The following is a 22351-nucleotide window of genomic DNA, read 5'->3' as shown; positions in this document are numbered from 1 at the left end:
CGAAAGTTTCGGCCTGGTCTTCGACTTGCTTCGACGGCCGGCCGGCCGTCACGTCATCCGCCGGACCGGGGCGCCGCCGCGGTGCTGCTGCGCACCACCAGGCTCGTCGCCAGCTCCACCCGGGTGGCCGCGGCGGCCTCCGCGTCCCGCCCGAGGTCGAGGACGAGCCGGGCGGCGGCTTCGGCCATCTCCGTCAGCGGCTGCCGCACCGTCGTCAGCGGCGGCCCCACCCAGCGCGCCACCGGCAGGTCGTCGAAGCCGACGACGCTCAGGTCCTCCGGGATGCGCAGGCCCAGCTCGCGGGCGGCCTCGTAGAGCCCGAGCGCCTGCAGGTCGTTCCCGGCGAAGACGGCGGTCGGCCGGTCCGGTCGGCCCAGCAGCTCCAGGCCCCTGCGGTAGCCGGTCTCGTGGTGGAAGTCCCCGGCCGCGATCAGGGACGGGTCCACCGGGAGCCCGGCCGTCTCCAGGGCGGCCCGGTAGCCGTCCACCCGGGCGCGGCTGCACATCATCTGCGACGGGCCGCTGATCGCCCCGATCCTGCGGTGCCCGAGATCGACCAGGTGCCGGGTGGCCGCGAGGCCGCCCTGCCAGTTGGTCGCGCCGATCGACGGCACGTCGGCGCCGGGGTCGCCGGCCGGGTCCATCACCACGAAGGGGATGGACCGGCTGGTCAGCAGGGCCCGCTGCGACGCGTCGAGCCCGGACAGCACCAGGACCACACCGTGCGGCCGGCGGGCCGCGACCTGGTCGGCCCAGCTCCGCCCCGGGGTGAGCCGGCCGGCGCTCTCCGACAGCACGACACTGAGCCCGGCGTCCCGGGCCACGTTCTCCACGCCCCGGATGACCTCCATCGCCCAAGCGCTCTCCAGCTCGTGGAAGACCAGGTCGAGCAGCGGGGAGCGGGTCGCCTCGGCCCTCCGGCGCCGGTAGCCGTGCACCCGCAGCAGCTCCTCGACCCGGGCCCGGGTCGCCGCGGCGACGTCGGTGCGGCCGTTCAGCACTTTCGAAACAGTCGGTGCCGAGACGCCGGCCTCGCGCGCGATCTCGGCGAGCGTCGCGGTCTGCGCGGTGCGGCCCCGCGTCCGGTTCTGCGTCCGGGTTTGCGTCCGGCCTTCAACGGGCTCCGGGGAAGTCATGGCGGCGATCGTATCCCTGCGGCACCTCTTGACGAAGCCCTCGGAGCGCCATAGGTTCCCGGAACATTCGATGCACAGCTCGAAACATTCGCAGTCGCGGGTGCGGGAGAGGTCGGCACAGCACCGTTCACGCGCTCGTGAGCACCGCTCGTCAGAGGGCCGTCCGTCCACCCGACAGGAGCTTCATGACCACCGCGCCCTGGCGTGACCCCGCCCTGCCCGCCGCAGCCCGCGTCGACGACCTGCTCTCCCGGATGACCCTTCAGGAGAAGACCGCCCAGCTGTACGGCGTGTGGGTGGGCGCCGAGACGGACGGCGAGGGGGTCGCGCCGCACCAGCACGACATGACCGTCGCCTACGACTGGGACGAGCTGATCACCCACGGCCTCGGCCAGCTCACGCGCCCGTTCGGCACCGCCCCCGTCGACCCGGTGCTCGGCGCGCGGGCGCTGGCCCGCGCGCAGCGGCGGATCGCCGCGGCCGGGCGGTTCGGCATCCCGGCGCTCGCGCACGAGGAGTGCCTGGCCGGCTTCACCGCCTGGCGGGCCACGGCCTACCCGGTCCCGCTCGCCTGGGGCGCCGCCTGGGATCCGCCGCTGGTCGAGGAGATGGCCCGGCGCATCGGCGAGGACCTGCGCTCGGTCGGTGTCCACCAGGGTCTCGCGCCCGTGCTGGACGTCGTCCGCGATCCGCGCTGGGGCCGGGTGGAGGAGACCATCGGCGAGGACCCGTACCTGGTCGGCACGGTCGGCGCGGCCTACGTGCGGGGGCTGGAGTCGGCGGGGGTCGTCGCCACGCTCAAGCACTTCGCCGGGTACGCCTCCTCGGCCGGCGCCCGCAACCTCGCCCCGGTCCGGGCGGGCCTGCGCGAGTTCGCGGACGTCACCCTGCCGCCGTTCGAGATGGCCCTGCGCGAGGGCGGGGCCCGCTCGGTGATGGCCGCCTACACCGAGACCGACGGCCTCCCGGCCTCCGCCGACCCCGGGTTGCTCACCCGGCTGCTGCGCGAGGAGTGGGGGTTCACCGGCACGGTCGTCGCCGACTACTTCGGCATCGGCTTCCTGCAGACCCTGCACCGGGTCGCCGGCAGCCCGGCCGAGGCGGCCCACGCGGCCCTCGCGGCCGGCATCGACGTCGAACTGCCCACCCTGAAGTGCTACGGCCCGCCGCTGCTGGAGGCCGTCCGCTCCGGCCGCGTCCCCGAGGAACTGGTCGACCGCGCGGCCCGCCGCGTCCTGCTCCAGAAGTGCGAACTGGGCCTGCTGGACGCGGACTGGACCCCCGAGCCGGACGGCCCGGTGAGCCTGGATCCGCCGGTCAACCGGGCCCTGGCCCGACGGCTGGCCGAGGAGTCCGTCGTCCTGCTCGACAACCCAGGCGGGCTGCTCCCGCTGGCCTCCGGCACCCGGATCGCGGTCGTCGGCCCCCGGGCGGCCGACGCCCTGGCCATGCTGGGCTGCTACTCCTTCCCCTCGCACGTCCTCACCCACCACCCGGGCGTGCCGACGGGCATCGAGATCCCGACCGTCCTGGAGGCGCTGCGCGCGGAACTGCCGGACGCCAAGGTCACGTTCGCGCAGGGCTGCGACGTGAGCGACCCGGACCCGTCGGGCTTCGAGGAGGCCGTCGCCCGCACCGCCGAGGCCGACGTGTGCGTGGCGGTGCTCGGCGACCGGGCGGGCCTGTTCGGACGCGGCACCTCCGGCGAGGGCTGCGACGCCACGGACCTGGCCCTGCCGGGCGCCCAGGGCGACCTGCTGGACGCGCTCCTGGCCACCGGCGTCCCGGTCGTGCTGGTGCTGCTGTCCGGCCGCCCCTACGCGCTGGGCCGCTGGCACGGCCGGCTGGGGGCCGTCGTCCAGGCGTTCTTCCCGGGCGAGGAGGGCGGCCCGGCCGTCGCGGGCGTCCTGTCGGGCCGGGTGAACCCCTCCGGCCGGCTGCCCGTCAGCGTGCCCAGGGAGCCCGGCGGCCAGCCCTGGACCTACCTCCAGCCGCCCCTCGGCCTCGCGGGCGAGGTCAGCAACCTGGACCCGACCCCGCTGTACGCCTTCGGCCACGGCCGCTCCTACACGCGGTTCGCCTGGGAGGACGTGGCCGGCGGCGAGGAGGAGATCGGCACGGACGGCGCCTGCGACCTGTCCGTGACGGTCCGCAACACCGGCGAGCGGGAGGGGGCGGAGGTCGTGCAGCTGTACCTGCACGATCCGGTGGCCTCGGTGACCCGGCCCGACGTCCGGCTCGTCGGCTACCGGCGGGTGGCGCTCGCGGCGGGAGAGGCGGCCCGGGTGACGTTCCGCTTCCACACGGACCTGTCGGCGTTCACCGACCGCACGGGCCGCAGGGTGGTCGAACCGGGCGCCCTGGAACTGCGGCTGGCCGCGTCCAGCGCCGACGTGCACCACACGGCCCGGCTCACCCTGACCGGCCCGGTCCGGGTCACCGGGGCGGACCGCCGGCTGTGCTGCCCGACGGAGGTGTCGCCCGTGCGGTGAGCCCCGTGCCGTGAGCCCCGTGCCGTGAGCCCCGAGACGTGAGCCCGTGCAGTGAGCCCCGTGCGGACGGCCGCCCGGCGGCTCCCCGGTCAGCCTCCGTCGACCGACTCGAACCGCCACCGGTGCACGGCCCGCGTGACCAGATCGCGGTCCGGCTCGGGCAGTTCGGGCAGGTCGGCGTCGTACGGGGCGTCCCACCAGGTGATGACCAGGACCCGGTCCTGGGGGGCGCGCAGGGTCTCGCGGCGCAGCGGCTCGCGGGGCAGTTCCTGGGCGCGGGCCCAGCCGAGCAGGTCCTCGCCCCGCCCGGGCACGGCCCGCGCCTCCCACATCAGGGCGACCGTCACGAGTAGAGGTTCTCCTTGCTCACCTCGTGCACGTGGTCGTGATCGTGGCCGTGGCCCGGGACGTGCGGTTCGGTCACCGGCAGCGAGGAGTCGGCGGACAGGTCCCAGCTCGACGCGGCGCGGTTGCGGGCGACCATCTCGGCGCCGAGGGCGGCGACCATCGCGCCGTTGTCCGTGCACAGCTTCGGCCGCGGCACCCGCAGCCGGATCCCGGCCGCCTCGCAGCGCTCCTGGGCGAGCGCGCGCAGCCGGGAGTTGGCGGCCACGCCGCCGCCGATCATCAGGTGGTCGACGCCCTCGTCCTTGCACGCCCGGACGGCCTTGCGGGTCAGCACGTCCACGACCGCCTCCTGGAAGGACGCCGACACGTCCCGCACCGGCACCTCCTCGCCCGCCGCGCGCCTGGCCTCGATCCAGCGGGCCACGGCCGTCTTCAGCCCGGAGAAGGAGAAGTCGTAGGCCGGGTCGCGGGGGCCGGTCAGGCCGCGCGGGAAGGCGATCGCGTCCGGGTCGCCCTCCTTGGCGTACCGGTCGATGACCGGGCCGCCCGGGAAGCCGAGGTTCAGCACCCGGGCGATCTTGTCGAAGGCCTCGCCGGCGGCGTCGTCGATCGTGGCGCCCATGGGGCGGACGTCGGAGGTGATGTCCGAGGACAGCAGCAGCGAGGAGTGCCCGCCGGAGACCAGCAGCGCCATCGTCGGCTCGGGCAGCGGGCCGTGCTCCAGCTGGTCCACGCAGATGTGCGAGGCGAGGTGGTTCACGCCGTACAGCGGCTTGCCCAGGGCGTACGCGTACGCCTTCGCCGCCGAGACGCCGACCAGCAGCGCGCCGGCCAGGCCGGGGCCCGCGGTGACGGCGATGCCGTCGAGGTCGCGGGCGCTGACGCCGGCCTCCTTCAGCGCGCGGTCGATGGTGGGGACCATCGCCTCCAGGTGGGCCCGGCTCGCGACCTCGGGGACGACCCCGCCGAAGCGGGCGTGCTCGTCGACGCTGGAGGCGACCGCGTCGGCCAGCAGGGTGGTGCCGCGCACGATGCCGACGCCGGTCTCGTCGCAGGAGGTCTCGATTCCCAGTACGAGGGGTTCGTCAGCCATTGATCTCGGTTCCTTGTGCGGAGTTCTCGGGGGCGGTCAGGCGCATCACCAGGGCGTCCACGTTCCCCGGCTGGTAGTAGCCGCGCCGGACGCCGATGGGTTCGAAGCCGAAGCGCTCGTACAGCTTCTGCGCGCGGACGTTGTCCACGCGGCACTCCAGCAGGATCTCGGCGCACTCGAAGGCGGTGGCCGCGCGCAGCAGTTCGGCGAGCAGCCGGGCGCCGAGACCGGTGCCCCACCGCTCGCGTGCGACGGCGATGGTCTGCACGTCGGCCTGGTCACCGGTGGCGACGAGTCCGGCGTACCCGACGATCCGGGAGCCGCTCTCGGCGACCACGTACCGGCGGTTGGCCTCCGGGCCGCGGGCGTGGGCCAGTTCGGACCAGAACATGCCCCGGGACCAGGCGTCCTCGGGGAACAGGTCCCGCTCCAGCTCCAGCACGGCGTCGATGTCCCACCAGCGCATCTCGCGCAGCGCGCACGTCTCGGCTTCGGTCACTTGGGGGTGACCACCTTGTAGTTCTTGGGGACCTGGGCGTCGGGGCGGCGCAGGTACAGCGGCCGCGGCGCGGGCAGTTCCTCGCCCGCGACGAGCCGCTCGGCGGCCAGCCGGGCCAGGGCGGCGGCCGTCACGTGCTCGGGTTCGTGCGCCTGGGGGAAGGTGTCCGGGTAGAGCAGCGCGCCGGCGCCCACCGCGGGCAGGCCCTCGACCTGGGCGGCGATGTCGGCGGGCCGGTCGACGGCCGGGTCGGTGAGGCGGGTGCGCGAGTCGGCGTAGCGGGCCCAGTACACCTCCTTGCGGCGGGCGTCGGTGGCGACCACGAAGGGTCCCTCCAGGTCGGCGGCGTAGGCGAGGCCGTCCAGCGTGCACACGCCGTGGACGGGGACGCCGAGCGCGAGCCCGAAGGTGTCCGCGGTCATCAGACCGACCCGGAGCCCGGTGTAGGGGCCGGGGCCGATCCCGGCGACGATGCCGGTGACCGCGTCGAGCGTCAGCCCGGCCTCGGTGAGCACGCGGTCGATCGCCGGCAGCAGCAGTTCCCCGTGCCGCCGGGCGTCGACCTGACTGGACGAGGCGATGACGTCCTCGCCGTCGTGCAGCGCGACGGTGACAGCGGGTGTGGCGGTATCCAGAGCGAGCAAGAGCACGCAAACAGCCTACGGCTCCCCGGGCCCCGTGTCGGACGTACCTGCCGGGCCGTCACCTGCTGCTACCGTCACCTACCGTCACGACAGCGACGTACGACGTGAGGTGGGCGCCGGTGGCAGCCAGCAGCTCGGGAATCGTGGCCGCGCTCACCGCCGCGGCGCTCGCCACGGTCGGTTACCTCGCCCACCAGGCGGCCGAGGCGCTCCCGGCCGGCGCGGCCCGGGCCGCGGTGGCGGGCACGGCACCGGCCGCCGGCACGTCGAAGGCGCCGCGGGCCGGGCAGGACCCCACCGCCCTGCCGCCGCGGTCCGGCGAGGGCGCGCGGGTCGTGTACTCGCTGCGCCGCGACCGGGTGTGGCTGGTGGGGGCGAACGGCGAGGTGTCGCGCACGTTCGAGGTCGATCCGAGCGCGGTCGACCCGGCCCCGGGCCGCTACGCGGTGACGTCCCGCTCGGGCACGGTGACCGGCTCGGACGGCATCCCGGTCGAGCACGTCGTGCGCTTCACCAGCGTGAACGGCGTGGTCGTCGGCTTCAGTGCGGCCGTGGACGAGGCGAAGGCCGCCGCGGCGCCCCCACCGAAGGTGCGCACGGGCGGCATCCGCGAGTCGCGCGCGGACGGGTCGGCGATGTGGACGTTCGCGACGATCGGCCGCACGGTCGTGGTCGTCCGCTAGGCACCGCTCCCGCCGGGCACCGCCACCGCTCGGTACCGCTCCCGCTCGGTACCGGTCGTGCTCGGTACCGGTCGTGCGCACGGCGGACCGGCCGGAGCAAGCACGCGGACCGGACGGACGGGCTACGCGGCTTCCCGGCGGTCGTCCGCGGGCTCGGAGAACCCGGGTTCCGGAGCCCGCGGCGGTGTGGAGATCAGCGCCGCCGCCTCGCCGGCCGCCAGCAGGTCGCGCATGGACACCCCGGCGACCGCGAACGGCAGAGGCCGCCCCTTGCTCTCTGTAGCCGACATGGACGCCTCCTGAAGCGCCGGGGGCGGAAGTTAGGTAGACCTAACTACGAGCTGGGTACCATGTGACCACGCCCGGGACGCCGAGCGCAACATCTTGCCGACGTCATGTCGGAACCCTCACCCAGGGCGCGCACCCGCCCGCCGGACCGTGCGGCGCGCGGTGGCTAGGCGGCGAGCACGCTCAGGTCGGCCGAGGCCCAGCGTTCCCCCACACCGGTGACGGTCAGCTGCCGTACCTCGTCGGTCGTGTCGCCCACCGCGCGGTGGATGACGACCTGGAGGCGGTCCTCGGTCAGCTCCTCGACCTTGCCCTCGCCCCACTCGACGACGACCACGGACTCGGGCAGCGACACGTCGAGGTCCAGGTCCTCCATCTCGTCCAGCCCGCCGGAGAGCCGGTAGGCGTCGACGTGGACGAGGGGCGGGCCGTCGCCCAGTGAGGGGTGCACGCGGGCGATGACGAAGGTCGGGGAGGTGACGGCCCCGCGCACGCCGAGCCCCTCGCCCAGCCCCCGGGTCAGCGTCGTCTTGCCCGCCCCGAGCTCCCCGCTCAGCATCACCAGGTCGCCCGCGCGCAGCAGTTTCGCGAGCCGGCGGCCCAGCTCACGCATCTGCTCGGGGGACGTGACGACGGTCTGGACGGACCCGGGCTCAGCCGGGTTGTGCGGTGCTGGTGCTTCCATAGCCCTTCACGGTAGCCCCTGCGGGCACGGCGCCCGTGCGGGTGAGCAGGTCGGCGAGGCGGTCGGTGACCACTTCCGGGTGCTCCAGCATCACCAGGTGCCCGGCGTCCGGCACCAGCACCAGTTCCGCGTCCGGCAGCAGGTCGGCGATGGCCTCGCTGTGCTCACTGGGCGTGACCAGGTCCTGCACGCCGGCCAGCACGAGCACCGGCAGGTCCGTGAAGCGGGCCAGCGCCGCGGTCTTGTCGTGGTCGTTGAACGCCGGGTAGTACTCGGCGACCACGTCGATCGGGGTGCTCTCGATCATCCGCTCTGCGAACCGGGCCACGGCCGGGTCGACGTCCCGGGAGGCGAACGAGTACCGCTTGATGACCCCGGCGAAGAGGTCCGCGGTGGCCCGGCGCCCCTTCTCCACCAGCTCGGCCCGCTGCCCCAGCGCCTTCAGCACCCCGGGCAGCACCCGCCGCACCACATTCACGCCGGCCACCGGAAGCCCGTAGTTGACCTCGCCGAGCCGGCCCGACGACGTCCCCACGAAGGCGACCCCGACGACCCGCTCGCGGATCAGCTCCGGGTACCGGTCGGCCAGCGCCATGACCGTCATCCCGCCCATGGAGTGCCCGACCAGCACGATCGGCCCCTCGGGCACGGCCGCGTCGATCACGGCCTTCAGGTCGCCGCCGAGCTGCTCGATGGTGACCGGCTCGCCGTCCCGGCTCTGCGCGACGCCGCGCCCGGACCGGCCGTGGCTGCGCTGGTCCCAGTGCACGGTCCGCACCACGCCCCGCAGGGCGGCCCGCTGGAAGTGCCAGGAGTCCTGGCTCAGGCAGTAGCCGTGGCTGAAGACGACGGTGACGGGGGCGGGGGCCTTGCGGCCGAAGAGCCTGCGGCGGCGCGGGCCGGCGGCCGGTGCGGCGTCGGGGTCGACGTCGTCGACCTCGTAGTAGAGCTCGGTGCCGTCGTCGGCGAACGCCTTGCCGGGCATCCCGCGCAGCGAGCCGTACGGCCCCGCCGAGTCCAGGGCGAGACGGGCCTTCTGCCGTATCCCGCGGCCGACCGTCATCCGCTCCAGGGCGACTCCGGCGGCCGCGCCCGTGGCCACCACGCCTATCGCGACGCCGGCGATGCCGGTCGCCCGGCGCCAGCCTCCCGCCGCCCCCGCGGCGGAGGCCGCGACGGCCGCGGAGGCGACGTCCACGACGGCCTCCGCACTGCTCTCGCTCACGTACCGCTCCTCTTCGCCGGGCCGCTTCGGATGGCGCGCGCTGCCGGTGGCTCGCCGTGCCGGTGGTGCCTTCGGTTGCCTGTGGTGTTCTCGGTGTCTGTCTGGTGACGCTTCTGGTTCTCGTGGTGCAGCGGTGGCTGTCGTTCGGCGGGTGACGGACTCCTCTGCGAGTTACCCGTCCTGTTCCTCATTCACATAGACGCGTGGAACGCGCGTTCCGATCCGGGTCACGATCTCGTAGGCGATGGTTCCGGCCGCCTGGGCCCAGTCCTCGGCGGTGGGCTCCCCGCGGTCCCCGGGGCCGAAGAGGATCGCCTCGGCGCCCGGGGCGGGCTCGTCGCCGCCCAGGTCGACGACGAACTGGTCCATGGCGACCCGCCCGGCGACCGTGCGCCACTTGCCCTCGACCAGGACGGGGCCGGCCGAGGAGGCGTGGCGCGGGACGCCGTCCGCGTATCCGAGCGGGACGAGCCCGAGGGTGGTCTCGCCGGGGGTGACGTAGTGATGGCCGTAGCTGACGCCGTGCCCGCCCGGGACGCGCTTGACCAGGGCCATCGAGGCGGACAGCGTCATGACCGGGCGCAGCCCGAAGTCGGCCGGGACGCCCAGTTCGGGGCTGGGCGAGATGCCGTAGGTGGCGATGCCGGTGCGCACCAGGTCGAAGTGGCTGCCGGGCAGGGTGAGCGTGGCCGGCGAGTTGGCGATGTGCCGCACCTCGGGGCGTACGCCCTGCGCCTCGGCGTAGGCGACCATCTCCCGGAACAGGCCGAGCTGGGCGGCGATGGAGGGGTGCCCGGGCTCGTCGGCGCAGGCGAAGTGGGACCACAGTCCCGTGACGCGCAGCAGCCCCTCGGCCTCGGCCCGCCGTGCCTCGCGCACGAGTGCGGCCCAGTCGTCCCCGGGCTGGCAGCCGTTGCGGCCGAGCCCGGTGTCGGCCTTGAGCTGCACGCGGGCGGGCCGGTCGGCGTGCCGGGCGGCCTCGGTGACCTCCCGCAGGGCCCACATGCCGCTGACGGACACGTCGAGATCGGCCTCGACGGCCTCGCGCCAGGGCCCGCCCGGCGTCCACAGCCAGCACATGATCCGGCCCGGCAGCCCGGCGGCGCGCAGGGCGAGGGCCTCCTCCGGGGTGGCGGTGCCCAGCCAGGTCGCCCCGGCGGCGAGGGCGGCACGGGCGCACGGCACAGCCCCGTGGCCGTACGCCTCGGACTTCACCACGGTCATCACGGCCGCGCCGGGCGCGTGGGCACGCAGGGCGCGCACATTGGCCCGCAGGGCGGCCAGATCGATCTCGGCACGGGCCCGCAGGGGCGCGGTCCGGGGGGCTGTTCTCTCGCTCATCGCGCCCAGTGTCTCAGAGCCCCCCGCACCCCCGACGGCAGCGGCCCGCCCACGGAACCAAGATCACCACGACGCCGCGCGCCCCCGGGTCCCCGGCCTGAGCGGGGACGGCCCTGGCTTGTCACCGAACCCGGGCCCCAGGGTGCCGTCGCGGCCGGACGACGCATCAGGCGTGCCGCGTGGACGCCGGGGTGCCCGCGGGCCGCCGCCGGGTGTGTGTGCAGCGGTCACGCGCCACGACGCCGGGCGGCCTCCGGGCCGGCGCCCCAGGGACCTGGCCTGAGCCGGGAGGGGCAAAGCGGGACGGACGACGCCGGAAGCCTGCCGCATGCACCCCGGGACACCCACGGGCCTGGGTGCAGCGGTCTCGCCACCGCAACCGATCCCCGGGCGCCGGACGCCGGGCGGTCCGGGTCCCGCAGTCGGCGGCCGACGCCGGCGGCAGGGCGAGGAGCGCGCGGCTCCGGCCGGCACCCATGCCACGCCCCCGCCCCCGCCCCGACGCCGGCGTCGGACGTCCGCCCCGCGTCCCGGTCAGCCCCTCACGTTGCGCCAGGCCTCCGGGATCGTGTCGGCCACGTCGTGCGCTCCCACCGGTGCCCCGTCCGCCGCCAGCCGTCCGGCCAGGCCGTGCACGTACGCCCCGGCACTCGCCGCGTCCCTCGCCGTCAGGCCCGCCGCCAGCAGCGATCCGGCCAGGCCGGACAGCACGTCCCCGCTCCCGGCGGTGGCCAGCCAGCCCGTCCCGGTCGCGTTCACCCGTACCGGCCCGCCCCCGGCGTCGGCCACCAGCGTGGTGGAGCCCTTGAGCAGCACGGTCGCCCCGTAGCGTCGGGCCAGCTCCCGCACCGCGCCCAGCCGTCCCTCCTCGACCTCCCGGCGCTCCACACCGAGCAGGGCCGCCGCCTCCCCGGCATGCGGGGTCATCAGGGTCGGCGCCCGGCGCTCCCGTACGGCCCCGGCGTCCGCGAGCCGCAGTCCGTCCGCGTCGATCAGTACCGGCACGTCCGCCGCCAGCACCTCCGCCACCGTCGCCGCGTCGTCCCCGGCCCCGGGCCCGACCACCCAGGCCTGCACCCGCCCCGCGTGCTTCGGCCCCCGGTCCGACACGAGCGTCTCGGGGAACCGCGCGAGGACCGCGTCCCCGGCCGGCCCGACGTACCGCACCGCCCCGGCCCCGCCGCGCAACGCCCCCGAGACGGCCAGCACCGCGGCCCCCGGGTAGCGCGCCGACCCGGCGGCGATCCCGACGACACCCCGGCGGTACTTGTCGCTCTCGGCCCCCGGCACCGGCAGCAGCCGCGCCACGTCCGCGTGCTGCAACGCCTCCAGCTCCGGCTCGGCCGGTAGCTCCAGCCCGATGTCGACCAGCCGCACCGAACCCGCGTACGCGCGCGCCGGGTCGATCAGCAGCCCGGGCTTGTGCGTCCCGAACGTCACCGTCAGGTCGGCCCGGACCGCCACGCCCCGCACCTCCCCCGTGGCGACGTCCACGCCGCTCGGCAGGTCGACGGCGACGACGGCGCCGCGCGAGCGCAGCGCCGCGGCCGCCAGCGGCACCGCCTCCGGCCGCAGCCCGCCCGTGCCGCCGATCCCCACGATGCCGTCGACGACCAGATCGGCCCGTTCGACCAGTTCCTCGGCCCGTGCCGAGCCGTCGGCCGCCACCGTCCGCCCCCCGGCCCGCCGCAGGGCCGCCAGCCCCGCCGCGTGCGCCCGGCCGGGCGCGAGCAGCACCGCCGTGACGCCTGCTCCGCGCCGGGCCAGCCGGGCCCCGGCGAACAGCGCGTCACCCCCGTTGTCCCCGCTGCCGACCAGCAGCACGATCCGGCTCCCGTACACCCGGCCCAGCAGGTCGGCGCAGGCCGCGGCGAGCCCGGCGGCGGCGCGTTGCATCAGCGCCCCCTCCGGCAGCCGCGCCATCAGCTGCCGTTCGGCGTTCCTGACCGTCTCCACGCTGTACGCAGTACGCATGCGGTCGAGTTTCCCGCACACCCCCCTGGCCACTCCCCGCCCGCCCCGCGCACGCGTCCGTGTCGGGCCGATTGACGCAGGGCCGTCCCCCAGGCGTATGCTCGAACCGGGTTTTGAACTCGTTCAAAAAAGGGGGAAGCGAGACATGACCAGCTCGACAGCGCCCGGTGACACCGACAGCCCCGCCACCGCCCTGGGCCCCACGGCCCTGGTCCTCGGCGCCTTCGCGGCCGTGGGCACGTGGTTCCTCCTCGTCCCCTGGACCGTCCTGGCGGGCGGGCTCGCGGTGACGTTCGGGCTGATGGGCCTGCACCACGCCCGCACGGGCACGGGCCGCCCGTGGCCCGCGGCAGCCGGTACGGCACTGGGCGCGGCGGGCCTCCTCGGGACGGTCGTGCTGCTCTGGGGGATGTCGTAGGAGGCGAGGGGCTCACCCCTCGGCGATCACCACGGCCGAGGCGACGCCCGCGTCGTGACTGAGCGACACATGCCAGGAGCGCACGCCCAGTTCGGCGGCGCGGGCCGCGACCGTTCCGCTCACCCGCAACCGGGGCCGGCCGCTGTCCTCGACGACCACCTCGGCGTCGGTCCACAGCAGTCCGGCCGGCGCGCCGAGCGCTTTGGCGAGGGCCTCCTTGGCGGCGAAGCGCGCCGCGAGGGAGGCCGCGCCGCGACGCTCCCCGCTGGGCAGCAGCAACTCCTGCTCGACGAAGAGCCGCTGGGCCAGCGCGGGCGTGCGCTCCAGGGACGCCGCGAACCGGTCGATCTCGGCAACGTCGATGCCGACCCCGATGATGCTCATGCGCAGCACCCTACGGTCCGCCCGGTCACCCGGGCGCCGCCGCACCGGCCGGGCCGGACGCGCCGGCGTCCGCCCCGCGCCGGAGAAGTCGGCGACGGCCCTCGGTGTCCGCGGCACGGGCAAGCGCGGCGGCGTCCGCGGCGACGCCAAGGCCCGCCAGGGCGGAGGAAGGGGGCGGGACGAACGGCGCAGCCCGCCCGCCGCCCTCACCCCTGCTCGCGCCGTTACTCCACTACTCCACTACTCCACCGTCACGGACTTCGCCAGGTTGCGCGGCTGGTCCACCTCGTTGCCCCGGGCCGTCGCCAGCTCGCAGGCGAACACCTGCAACGGGACCGTCGTCACGAGCGGTTGCAGCAGGGTCGGCGTGACCGGGACGCTGATGAGGTGGTCCGCGTACGGCACCACCGCCTCGTCGCCCTCCTCGGCGATCACGATGGTGCGCGCGCCCCGGGCGCGGATCTCCTGGATGTTGGACACGATCTTGTCGTGCAGCACCGACCGCCCGCGCGGCGACGGCACGACCACGACCACCGGCAGGTCCTCCTCGATCAGCGCGATCGGCCCGTGCTTCAGCTCCCCGGCCGCGAAGCCCTCGGCGTGCATGTACGCCAGCTCCTTGAGCTTCAGCGCGCCCTCCAGCGCCACCGGGTAGCCCACGTGGCGCCCGAGGAACAGCACCGTGTTCTTCGAGGCCAGCGTGCGGGCCAGCTCGCGCACCGGCTCCATGGTCCCGAGCACCCGCTCGACCGCACCGGAGATGGAGGACAGGTCGCGGATCACCGCCCGGATCTCGTCGCCCCACTTGGTGCCGCGCACCTGGCCGAGGTAGAGGGCGACCAGGTAGCAGGCGACGAGCTGGGTCAGGAACGCCTTCGTCGAGGCGACGGCCACCTCCGGCCCGGCGTGCGTGTACAGCACCGCGTCGGACTCGCGCGGGATCGTCGAGCCGTTGGTGTTGCAGATCGCCAGCACCTTGGAGCCCTGCTCGCGGGCGTGCCGCAGCGCCATGAGGGTGTCCATGGTCTCGCCGGACTGGGAGATGGCGACGACCAGGGTCTGGGCGTCCAGGATCGGGTCCCGGTAGCGGAACTCGCTGGCGAGCTCCACCTCGCACGGGATCCGCGTCCAGTGCTCGATGGCGTACTTGGCGATCATCCCGGCGTGGAAGGCCGTGCCGCAGGCCACGATGACGACCTTGTCGATCTCGCGCAGCACCCGCGGCGGGATCCGCACCTCGTCCAGCGTGAGCGAACCGGAGCCGTCGATGCGGCCCAGCAGCGTGTCGGCGACCGCCTTGGGCTGCTCGGCGATCTCCTTGAGCATGAAGTAGTCGTAGCCGCCCTTCTCGGCGGCCGAGGCGTCCCAGTCGACGTGGTACGAGCGCACCTCGGCGGGGTGGCCGTCGAAGCCCGTGACCACCACGCCGTCCCGGCGCAGCTCCACGACCTGGTCCTGCCCCAGCTCGATCGCGGAGCGGGTGTGCTCGATGAACGCGGCGACGTCCGAGGCGAGGAAGGCCTCGCCCTCGCCGACCCCGACGACCAGGGGCGAGTTGCGCCGCGCGCCCACCACCACGTCGGGCTCGTCCGCGTGCACGGCGACCAGCGTGAACGCCCCTTCCAGCCGCCGGCACACCAGCCGCATCGCCTCGGCGAGGTCCGCGCAGGAGGAGAACTCCTCGGCGAGCAGGTGCGCCACGACCTCGGTGTCCGTCTCGGAGGACAGCTCGTGACCGCGCTCCTGCAGTTCGGCCCGCAGCGCGGCGAAGTTCTCGATGATGCCGTTGTGCACGACCGCGACGCGTCCCGCGTTGTCGATGTGCGGATGCGCGTTCTCGTCGGTCGGACCGCCGTGAGTGGCCCAACGGGTGTGCCCGATGCCCGTCGGCCCCGCCGGCAGCGGCCTGCCGTCCAGCTCCTTCTCCAGGTTCAGCAGCTTCCCGGCCTTCTTGGCCGTCGCCAGCCCGCCGTCGGCCAGCACGGCGACCCCGGCGGAGTCGTAACCCCGGTACTCCAGCCGCCTGAGCCCGGCCATCACGACCTCGAGCGCGGACTGCGGCCCCACGTATCCCACGATTCCACACATGGGCGGCAGCTTAGGCTCGATCCGGGGGCGGAACAGGGCTTTGCGTGCCCGATTTCGGAAATCGATCGGCGATCCGGGACGCCACACCGTGGGGTGACTATCGGTCAATCCTGAAGGGCGCGGCCTGTCGCCCCGGGTGACGCCCTCCACAGGGAGCACACAAAAACTCCGCAACTGCGAGGCTCGGGGCCACTGATGAGCACCTCGGCGCCACAGGCGGTTTCGCGCCACCGCCCCGGCACCACAGATCGCCCCTGCCTCAACTCATCCAACTATGCCTATAGTTGCGCCGCGCCAGTTCGAATCTGACCCATTCGGACCGCGCATGACCATACGGCGACCGGGGGAACGACGTCGCCGCAGCGGGGGCCCGGCAAGCGCAGCGTCCAGACCCCGTACCCGTGTGTCCCGCGTCGGGCGGCTTCGGCCGCCTCCGGCACCGACGGCGCATCCCGGTCCCGACACCGCCAGTCGAAGGGATGCGCGCCTTGCGCTCCAGACCCCCCAGGGCTTCGAGCCCACCCCGCAGACCACACCTCCGGCCCGTTCGGTTCCTCGGCCGCCTGGTGCCCGTCACCGTCGCCGCCTCGATCGTCGCGGGCCTGGCCGCGGCGCCGGACCCGTTCGACCGGCCGACCGCGAGGGACGCCGCCCCGGTGGCCGACTCGTACGACTGGAACGAGGACACCGCCGCGGAACGACTGCGTCAGGACCAGTGCCTGATGACGGACGTCCTGCGGCTCGGAGGGCCGGCCATGGCCACCGTCGCGCAGGACGGCCTCAACCAGCCACCGGACAAGCTGCACGCCCTGGCCGACCGGCAGCACTGGGAGCAGACCCCGCTCGCCGTGGCCTACGGAAAGGACCGGGACTCCGCCGGCAAGGAGCTGACGTCGATCCACGCCCTGCGGGACGGCTGGCAGAAGCCGCTCGCGGGGCTGACCAACCCGGCCGGTTTCACCGTCACCGGTTTCGCGTGGCCGCCCGGCAGCAAGGACGGTGAGGACGACTTCTACGCCCAGACCGGCCTGACCAAGTGGATCGCCGACCGGTTCTGGAAGAACGACGCCGATTTCTACGAGGACTCCACGCCGAAGGCCGACGACAAGACCGTCAAGGCGGTCAAGGACATCGGCACGCCTCTGTACGGCCAGGACCCGGATCCCGCGCTCCCCTCCGACGAGTGGAACCGGGCACTCGCCGAGCGGGACGCGTTCACGCACCTGTCCGACTGGTCCCTGGAACCCACGGGAGCGGACAACGCCCGGCTCTTCCTCGCCTCCGGCGGCTTTCCCCGCACCGCCCCGCAGCCCGGCACGGCCGAGTTCCGCATCGCGGTCGAGGACCTGAAGTCCCGATTCGCGGCGTGCGCATGGCGTGACCCGATCGACCCCGGCAAGGTGCTGGGCGGCCTCACGGGCACCGCCGCGACCGAGTGGCAGCAGGAGATCTCCTCGCAGGCCACGCAGCGGAACCAGATCCTCGACGCCAACGAGGACGCCACCAAGGCCCTGGCCGGTGGTGCCAAGGCCCTGGGCGAGCTGCTCGGCCACTCGTGGATCGCCGACCGTCTCGCACGCTGGCAGGACTACTGGTCACCGGGCGGCGTCGGCGCGATCGGCGACAAGCCGGCCGTCATCGAGGTGCAGGCGGCCAAGGGCAAGTGCCTCGACGTCGAAGGCGCGAAGAAGGACAACGGCACGCCGGTCCAGATCTACACCTGCAACGGCTCAGCGGCACAGAAGTGGCAGCTCCACGGTGACGACGCGGGCCTCCACCTGCGTAACGTCAACTCCCAGAAGTGTCTGGACGTGTCGGGCAACAACTCCGCCGACGGCACGAAGATCCAGATCTGGACGTGCAGCAGTTCCCCGGCGCAGACCTGGGAGTACAACGTCCGCGCGACCACCGGCCTGAGGAACACAGGTACGCGCAAGTGCGTGGACTTCGGCAAGTTCGACAACAGCCAGAACGCACGGCTGTGGACGTGCACCGACACCGACCCGCAGAAGTTCGTCGTCAAGCCGAGCGGCAGCAGCGGGACGGTTCCGCCGAAGGCTCAGTTCGACAAGGCCAAGAAGGGGGTGGCTGACGCCCAGGCGGATGCCAAGGCACAGCTCACCGTCCTCAAGGCGCAGGCCGCGGCGGCGAAGAAGGCAGCCACCACCAGCGACACCGCCGAGCAGGCCGCCTACACGATCGCGGACGGCAACGGCGCCCCGCGGGGCCGCGGTCTGCTGGTGGGTCAGCAGAAGGCGCAGGTCACCAAGGGCGCGGCGGCGGCCCTGGAAGCGCTGGTGAAGGCCGGCGAGACCGCCGAGGCGGCCACCCGCGCCTCCGCGGGGGACAGCGCGACCATCGCGCAGCGCGCGCTGGCGCAGGCGGCCCAGTCGAAGGCCGAGTTCCGCAAGGCCGCCGCGGCGATGGCCGAGTCGCAGGCGAAGGCCGCCGCGGACGCGGCGAAGGTGCACCGCGACAACGCCAAGAAGGACAAGGAGACGGCGGAGGCCAAGCTCGCCGACGCGGTGAAGGCCGAGGGACAGGCCAAGGCGGCCGCCGCCGAGGCCCACGCCAAGCGCCTGGCGGCCGAGGCCGAGGAGAAGACGGCCGAGGCGGAGAAGAAGACGGCGGCGGCCAAGCAGGCCGAGGCCGCCCAGCACAGGAAGAACGCCGAATCCGAGGCCACCAAGGCCAAGGACGCCAAGGACAAGGCGGAGACGGCCGAGGGCACGGCGGTCGAGAAGAAGAACGCGGCGGTCAAGGCCCGCGACAAGGCGCGCGACCTGCGCGACGACGCGTGGGACGCCGAGCAGAAGGCCGACGCCGCCCGCGCCAAGGCGGACGCGAAGGAGGCGTACGCCCAGGCGCACGAGTCCGACAGCAACGCCCAGGAGGCCCGGGCGGCGGCCGACGCGGCGGACAAGCACGCCACGGACGCCGAGACCGCTGCCGGCAAGGCCCGCTCCGAAGCGGACGCCGCGACCAAGGCGGCGGCGGACGCGGACGCTGCGGCCACCCGGGCGGAGGCGGCGGCCAAGCGCTCCCGCGCCCACGCCGATGCCGCGCAGGCCGCGAAGCTGAAGTCGGACGCCGCGGTGAAGACCGCGACGAGCGCCGCCGCCGACGCCATCAAGGCCTCGCAGCACGCCTCCGCCGAGGCCAGGACGGCCGTGGAGATGGCCGACGAGGCGGAGAAGCAGGCCAAGACGGCCAAGTCCCAGGCGGACCAGGCGAACAAGGAAGCCGGCAAGGCCCTGGCCGCCGCCGCGAAGGCCGCGGGCTTCGCGCACGTCACCGCCCAGGCCGCCGTCGACGCCGGCAAGGCCGCCGCGCAGGTCGCCAAGCCGGCCAACGACGCGATCCAGCTCGGCTCCCCGTACGTCGACAAGGACTCGGCCGCCGGGCTGGTGGTCCTGACGGGCCAGGCGTCGAAGTCGATCGCCGAACGGCAGCAGTCCGTCGCCGACGCCCACGCCAAGAACGCGGCGGCGGAGGCCTCCGCGGCCAAGAACCTCGCCGACCAGGCGCAGGGCGACGCGAAGGCCGCCTACCAGCACGCGGCCAACGCGGCCGGGCACGCCGCCACCGCGCGCACCTACGCCAAGGAGGCCCTCGGCTACGCCGCGGACGCCGCCAAGGCCGCGTCCAAGGCAGCCGCGTCCCTGGCCCGCACCGTCGAGTACAACCGCAAGGCCACCGAGGACGCCGAAGCCGCCGACAAGGCGGCCGGCCGTGCCGAGAACCACGCCAAGGACGCCCGCGACTCGGCGGACCAGGCGGCCCTCGACGCCGAAGCCGCCCGCACGGCCGCCTCGGAAGCCGAACAGGCGGCCAAGGACGCCCGAGCAGCAGCCGACCGCGCCGACACGGCGGCCACGGAGGCCGAGGAGGCGGCGAAGGACGCCCAGAAGTACGCCGAAGAGGCACAGGCGGCAGCGGAGTCGGCGGAACGCAAGCAGGCGAACCAGCAGGTCTCCAGCGGCGCCGGAACCGGCATCGGCGGCACCTGGTACGTCGTCGACGAGGACACCGTCGAGGTCACCGACGCCGAGCAGAAGAACGACTGTGTCATCCAGATCGGCTTCGAGGGCTGCACCGTCACCTTCAAGGTCACGTTCAACGTGACGGTCGACTTCTTCCTGTGCACCGACCCCGATGTGCCGGCCACCGCTTCCGGCTGTCCCGCCTCGAACACCGTGCTCCTCGAGAGGAAGCCCTTCACCGGTCTCCACAAGGACGTGACCCGGTCGTTCAGCAAGCTGGACCTCATCCAGCAGACCGTCGTCTACAAGCTCCTCAAGGCCGTTCTCGTTCAGGACTTCGTCGACTGCTGGCACGGCAGCGCCAGTGGTTGTGCCTGGGCCGCGAGCAACTTCATCCCCGGTAAGGCTTTCGGCAAGCTCGCAGAAGCGATCGACGCGCTGAATGCCGCCATGCACACCGGAGTCGGAGTACGTGACGCCTTCAAGGCGCTGCGAACGCTCGATCTGGACCCTGCGACTCTCTCCAGGATCGAGAGCACGATCAACGGCTACGAGGACGTGGTCACGGCCTGCAGGATCAACAGCTTCCCCGGCGGCACCCGGGTGCTGATGGCTGATGGCTCCCGTAAGCCGATCCGCGACGTACGCGTCGGTGACCTCGTTCTCGCCGAGGAGCAGGAGTCCCGCCGGCCGGTCCCCGAGCCGGTGCTCGATGTGTTCGAACACGCCACCCGAAGCCTGGTGGACATCCACGTCGCCGGCGGAAGGCTGACGAGCACCGCGGGTCATCGCTTCTGGACCGAGCAGCGCGGCTGGACGCAGGTGTCCGACCTGCGCCCAGGTGACCGGCTGCGCACGCCGGACGGCGAACTCCTCACGGTCACCGGCCTCCGCCACCGGACGGGCCTCGCTCCCCGCCAGGTGTACGACCTGACGGTCGACGGCGCACACACCTTCTTCGTCGGCACAGGACAGGCACGGCAACGGGACGTTCTCGTCCACAACTGCACGAACATCATCGCCGACGAAGGGCTCGAGGAGGCTCATACGCTGCGTGACCACGTGCGTCCCAACGACAGGGCCATGGCGGAGAAGGCTGAGAAGTCGAAGAACGGAATCGCCACTCGGTGGACCAGTGAAGCGATTGCGGCGGAGGCCGTCGACAAGGCCATGACCGCATGGGTCAAGCAGGCCGGCAAGGCGGACGAGCTCGAGTCCTGGAAGATTCAGCAAGCGCAGAGGATCGGAAAGAAGATCGGCTTCGTCCCGGACCGCGACCTGAAGACGATCAGGTGGACAGTCCGGGACATGGGTGACTCACTCGGTCAGAAGTGGGTGAGAAACGGTCCCCAGGGAGTGGCCGCCGGTACGACCGTGATCCTCAAGCTGAAGTACGTGGGCAAGCAGCACAAGCCCAGCAAGTACGTCGTCTACACCGCCTACCTGGAGAGCTGACGATGAAGGACGAGACCGGGCTGTCCTGGGTGGCCGCGCAGTGCGACGACCTGGAGGACCTTCCCGTGGAGGAACTCGACTGCCTCGCCGAGCACGGGCCCGTCGCGGCCATGCTGCTGGTTGCCGAGCGGTCGGTGACGGCTCTGTCTCGTCCGGCAGCCCTACGGCTGGGGCAGGACATACGGCTGTTGTTGGAGTCCTCGCTTTCGGACGCGACGATCCGCACGGTATGGCTCGGCGCCACTGACCAGGTCTTCGACCCGGTCAAGGGCGGCTCCACCGCCCGTGCATGGCTGCGGCAGATGGAACAGGCCTGGCTCGAGGCCGAGCGCCGCGACATTCCCGGGTTCGTCCCGGATCCGGTCGCGCAGGAGACGGACAAGGAGGTGCAGCAGGGCGTGCTCCGAGCCATCGGGAGGGTCTCCGGCGACCTGGCCACCACCGTCGGAAATCGGGTCTACCCACTCCCGTTGCCGAACCTCGTCCCGGCCCTGGAACAGGTGACCGTCCATGCGGATGCCGATCTCGGATACAGGATGGTCCTGCGCGCCTTGAAGGCGAGTCAGTTGCCTGTCGACGACCGGACGGTCGACGTGCTGGTCACGCTCGGGAACCGACTGGGCCACGCGCGGTCCCTGGTGACAGAGGACCTCAATCACCAGCCGTGACGGCGGCGTGACCTGCGGAGGGAGGGGGAGCACCTCCTCCCTCCGTGCCGCCCGCTCCACGTCCTGAAGCGCGGGCGGTCGCCGTCAGGGCAACGACGAACGGAGTCGAGAGGGCGCTGGACAATCCCTCGGTGAAGCTCAGCATCTCACTGGACGGTGCCCCGGACGCGAAGACCGCGGCGGAAGCCCTGGACGCTGCGCCTGAAGGTGCTTCTCGGCCGCCGGGACTTCGACGCCGTCGACTGGTACTTCGCCAAGCCCGGTGACAAGGCGCCGAGCCTCGTCAAGGACATGCCGAAGCCGGACTGGGCCCAGTGACCCGAAGATCCCGAGGACAGGAAGAATCGAGAGATTGCCGGATTTCGCAAGTAAGGGACGCCTGTTCCGAGTGGTCAGCTTCGCGGCGTCACACAGGCAGCTGTTGCTGCGCAGCGACGCCACCGCCGTCGACGGAACGGACACCCGGGTCGAGGTGTACTTCGGCCATGTGGAGCTCATGCTCCTCAAGCCCATCTACCCGAAGGGGATCCATGTCCGGCCGGCGTCGGAGGCGGAGTTCGCGACGCTGAAGGAGCGGCATGACCTCCAAGCGGGGGACGCGGGCTTCACCTGGATGATCGAACCGGACGGAGACAGCTTCGTCCTGTCGGCCAACCCCTCCTGGCGAGAAGCGGCCCGCACGTTCGAGGACCCGTCCCTGTTCGACTTCGGCCAGCCCTGGCCTCCGGACTTCCCCATCGAGTACGGCAGCGTCGACTGACACAAGGAGAGCGCTGGGGGCGCCCCCTCCCACAAGGGGCGCCCCCACTGCCGTACACGCCCTCAAGTCCGCGAGAACGTCGGCCGGGCCGTGTGCACCGACTGCGGAACTTGCGCCGGGGTGACACACCCCACCTCCCAGCGTGTTCAAACAGCGTTAACAATGGACTGTGATCTCTCCGGTCTCC

Annotated in this window: 18 protein-coding genes and 1 pseudogene; 7 read left to right on the top strand and 12 right to left on the bottom strand. The window is 73.3% G+C overall.

Annotated elements, in window-relative coordinates; genetic code table 11:
* Positions 1 to 53: 53 nt before the first annotated feature.
* Positions 54 to 1136 carry a LacI family DNA-binding transcriptional regulator gene (locus ACFYWG_RS16700; RefSeq protein WP_376329334.1) on the bottom strand — a complete coding sequence of 361 codons (1083 nt, stop codon included), beginning with the start codon at positions 1134 to 1136 and terminating at the stop codon, positions 54 to 56.
* A 185-nt stretch (positions 1137 to 1321) separates the two neighbouring features.
* On the opposite strand from ACFYWG_RS16700, the gene ACFYWG_RS16695 reads away from it, so the two are divergent.
* Positions 1322 to 3628, top strand: coding sequence for a glycoside hydrolase family 3 N-terminal domain-containing protein (locus ACFYWG_RS16695; protein ID WP_389201923.1), 2307 nt, complete (start codon positions 1322 to 1324; stop codon positions 3626 to 3628).
* An 89-nt stretch (positions 3629 to 3717) separates the two neighbouring features.
* On the opposite strand, the gene ACFYWG_RS16690 is transcribed toward ACFYWG_RS16695, so the two are convergent.
* Genes ACFYWG_RS16690 through tsaB form a run of 4 tightly spaced genes read right to left on the bottom strand, consistent with a single transcriptional unit; the run spans position 3718 to position 6218 of the window.
* Entirely contained in the window at positions 3718 to 3975 is a 258-nt protein-coding gene (locus tag ACFYWG_RS16690) for a hypothetical protein (RefSeq protein WP_376329329.1), read from the bottom strand.
* Complete coding sequence (gene tsaD / locus ACFYWG_RS16685; RefSeq protein ID WP_376329327.1) at positions 3972 to 5069, bottom strand: tRNA (adenosine(37)-N6)-threonylcarbamoyltransferase complex transferase subunit TsaD; 1098 nt, start codon at positions 5067 to 5069, stop codon at positions 3972 to 3974. The genes ACFYWG_RS16690 and tsaD overlap by 4 nt, the downstream gene beginning before the upstream one ends.
* Positions 5062 to 5535 carry a ribosomal protein S18-alanine N-acetyltransferase gene (gene rimI / locus ACFYWG_RS16680; RefSeq protein ID WP_383500950.1) on the bottom strand — a complete coding sequence of 158 codons (474 nt, stop codon included), beginning with the start codon at positions 5533 to 5535 and terminating at the stop codon, positions 5062 to 5064. Before rimI ends, tsaD begins: the two co-directional genes overlap by 8 nt.
* 29 nt (positions 5536 to 5564) lie before the next feature.
* Entirely contained in the window at positions 5565 to 6218 is a 654-nt protein-coding gene (tsaB, locus tag ACFYWG_RS16675; protein ID WP_389201920.1) for a tRNA (adenosine(37)-N6)-threonylcarbamoyltransferase complex dimerization subunit type 1 TsaB, read from the bottom strand.
* Between the two features lie 113 nt (positions 6219 to 6331).
* Here tsaB and ACFYWG_RS16670 point away from each other — a divergent pair, with 113 nt between their 5' ends.
* Positions 6332 to 6895: a hypothetical protein gene (locus ACFYWG_RS16670; RefSeq protein WP_389201918.1), complete on the top strand. Its 564-nt coding sequence runs from the start codon at positions 6332 to 6334 to the stop codon at positions 6893 to 6895.
* Positions 6896 to 7017: 122 nt separating this feature from the next.
* Here ACFYWG_RS16670 and ACFYWG_RS16665 read toward each other — a convergent pair whose 3' ends face one another.
* From ACFYWG_RS16665 to ACFYWG_RS16645, 5 genes are all read right to left on the bottom strand, one after another.
* Positions 7018 to 7185 (bottom strand): hypothetical protein, encoded by a 168-nt coding sequence (locus tag ACFYWG_RS16665; RefSeq protein WP_376329319.1) that lies wholly within the window; start codon positions 7183 to 7185, stop codon positions 7018 to 7020.
* Positions 7186 to 7349: 164 nt separating this feature from the next.
* Positions 7350 to 7868 carry a tRNA (adenosine(37)-N6)-threonylcarbamoyltransferase complex ATPase subunit type 1 TsaE gene (gene tsaE / locus ACFYWG_RS16660; protein WP_376329316.1) on the bottom strand — a complete coding sequence of 173 codons (519 nt, stop codon included), beginning with the start codon at positions 7866 to 7868 and terminating at the stop codon, positions 7350 to 7352.
* Positions 7837 to 9093, bottom strand: coding sequence for an alpha/beta fold hydrolase (locus tag ACFYWG_RS16655; RefSeq protein ID WP_389201915.1), 1257 nt, complete (start codon positions 9091 to 9093; stop codon positions 7837 to 7839). The genes tsaE and ACFYWG_RS16655 overlap by 32 nt, the downstream gene beginning before the upstream one ends.
* A gap of 171 nt (positions 9094 to 9264) precedes the next feature.
* Positions 9265 to 10434, bottom strand: a complete 1170-nt coding sequence (alr, locus tag ACFYWG_RS16650; protein ID WP_376329310.1) for an alanine racemase — start codon at positions 10432 to 10434, stop codon at positions 9265 to 9267.
* A gap of 534 nt (positions 10435 to 10968) precedes the next feature.
* The gene (locus ACFYWG_RS16645; protein WP_383500870.1) at positions 10969 to 12408 is read right to left on the bottom strand and encodes an NAD(P)H-hydrate dehydratase; all 1440 of its coding nucleotides are present in this window, start codon (positions 12406 to 12408) and stop codon (positions 10969 to 10971) included.
* Positions 12409 to 12553: 145 nt separating this feature from the next.
* Between ACFYWG_RS16645 and ACFYWG_RS16640 the strand changes: the two genes are divergently transcribed.
* The gene (locus tag ACFYWG_RS16640; protein WP_383500873.1) at positions 12554 to 12826 is read left to right on the top strand and encodes a hypothetical protein; all 273 of its coding nucleotides are present in this window, start codon (positions 12554 to 12556) and stop codon (positions 12824 to 12826) included.
* Positions 12827 to 12838: 12 nt separating this feature from the next.
* Here ACFYWG_RS16640 and ACFYWG_RS16635 read toward each other — a convergent pair whose 3' ends face one another.
* On the bottom strand, positions 12839 to 13210 hold the full coding sequence (locus tag ACFYWG_RS16635; RefSeq protein WP_376329301.1) for a holo-ACP synthase: 372 nt from the start codon (positions 13208 to 13210) through the stop codon (positions 12839 to 12841).
* Positions 13211 to 13450: 240 nt separating this feature from the next.
* Positions 13451 to 15298: a glutamine--fructose-6-phosphate transaminase (isomerizing) gene (gene glmS / locus ACFYWG_RS16630; protein WP_383500876.1), complete on the bottom strand. Its 1848-nt coding sequence runs from the start codon at positions 15296 to 15298 to the stop codon at positions 13451 to 13453.
* 479 nt (positions 15299 to 15777) lie between these two features.
* Between glmS and ACFYWG_RS16625 the strand changes: the two genes are divergently transcribed.
* From ACFYWG_RS16625 to ACFYWG_RS16610, 4 genes and pseudogenes are all read left to right on the top strand, one after another.
* Positions 15778 to 20736 (top strand): RICIN domain-containing protein, encoded by a 4959-nt coding sequence (locus ACFYWG_RS16625; RefSeq protein ID WP_389201911.1) that lies wholly within the window; start codon positions 15778 to 15780, stop codon positions 20734 to 20736.
* Between the two features lie 2 nt (positions 20737 to 20738).
* Complete coding sequence (locus ACFYWG_RS16620; protein ID WP_383500882.1) at positions 20739 to 21404, top strand: hypothetical protein; 666 nt, start codon at positions 20739 to 20741, stop codon at positions 21402 to 21404.
* Positions 21405 to 21448: 44 nt separating this feature from the next.
* A pseudogene (locus ACFYWG_RS16615) lies at positions 21449 to 21592 on the top strand (hypothetical protein); the annotation flags it as partial.
* A 233-nt stretch (positions 21593 to 21825) separates the two neighbouring features.
* Positions 21826 to 22164 carry a hypothetical protein gene (locus ACFYWG_RS16610; protein WP_389201909.1) on the top strand — a complete coding sequence of 113 codons (339 nt, stop codon included), beginning with the start codon at positions 21826 to 21828 and terminating at the stop codon, positions 22162 to 22164.
* Positions 22165 to 22351: the final 187 nt, after the last annotated feature.

The organism is Streptomyces sp. NPDC003456, from assembly GCF_042878735.1.
In the GTDB taxonomy this organism is placed as follows: Bacteria; Actinomycetota; Actinomycetes; order Streptomycetales; family Streptomycetaceae; genus Streptomyces.
This window is presented reverse-complemented; position numbering and strand designations above follow the sequence as displayed.

What these genes read in the sequence shown, in the direction of transcription:
- alr (WP_376329310.1), bottom strand. Translation starts at nt 10,434, where the DNA reads ATGAGCGAGAGAACAGCCCCCCGGACCGCGCCCCTGCGGGCCCGTGCC.
- ACFYWG_RS16625 (WP_389201911.1), top strand. Translation starts at nt 15,778, where the DNA reads ATGCGCGCCTTGCGCTCCAGACCCCCCAGGGCTTCGAGCCCACCCCGC.
- ACFYWG_RS16635 (WP_376329301.1), bottom strand. Translation starts at nt 13,210, where the DNA reads ATGAGCATCATCGGGGTCGGCATCGACGTTGCCGAGATCGACCGGTTC.
- ACFYWG_RS16640 (WP_383500873.1), top strand. Translation starts at nt 12,554, where the DNA reads ATGACCAGCTCGACAGCGCCCGGTGACACCGACAGCCCCGCCACCGCC.
- ACFYWG_RS16620 (WP_383500882.1), top strand. Translation starts at nt 20,739, where the DNA reads ATGAAGGACGAGACCGGGCTGTCCTGGGTGGCCGCGCAGTGCGACGAC.
- ACFYWG_RS16665 (WP_376329319.1), bottom strand. Translation starts at nt 7,185, where the DNA reads ATGTCGGCTACAGAGAGCAAGGGGCGGCCTCTGCCGTTCGCGGTCGCC.
- ACFYWG_RS16695 (WP_389201923.1), top strand. Translation starts at nt 1,322, where the DNA reads ATGACCACCGCGCCCTGGCGTGACCCCGCCCTGCCCGCCGCAGCCCGC.
- tsaD (WP_376329327.1), bottom strand. Translation starts at nt 5,069, where the DNA reads ATGGCTGACGAACCCCTCGTACTGGGAATCGAGACCTCCTGCGACGAG.
- rimI (WP_383500950.1), bottom strand. Translation starts at nt 5,535, where the DNA reads ATGCGCTGGTGGGACATCGACGCCGTGCTGGAGCTGGAGCGGGACCTG.
- ACFYWG_RS16645 (WP_383500870.1), bottom strand. Translation starts at nt 12,408, where the DNA reads ATGCGTACTGCGTACAGCGTGGAGACGGTCAGGAACGCCGAACGGCAG.
- glmS (WP_383500876.1), bottom strand. Translation starts at nt 15,298, where the DNA reads ATGTGTGGAATCGTGGGATACGTGGGGCCGCAGTCCGCGCTCGAGGTC.
- ACFYWG_RS16700 (WP_376329334.1), bottom strand. Translation starts at nt 1,136, where the DNA reads ATGACTTCCCCGGAGCCCGTTGAAGGCCGGACGCAAACCCGGACGCAG.
- tsaE (WP_376329316.1), bottom strand. Translation starts at nt 7,868, where the DNA reads ATGGAAGCACCAGCACCGCACAACCCGGCTGAGCCCGGGTCCGTCCAG.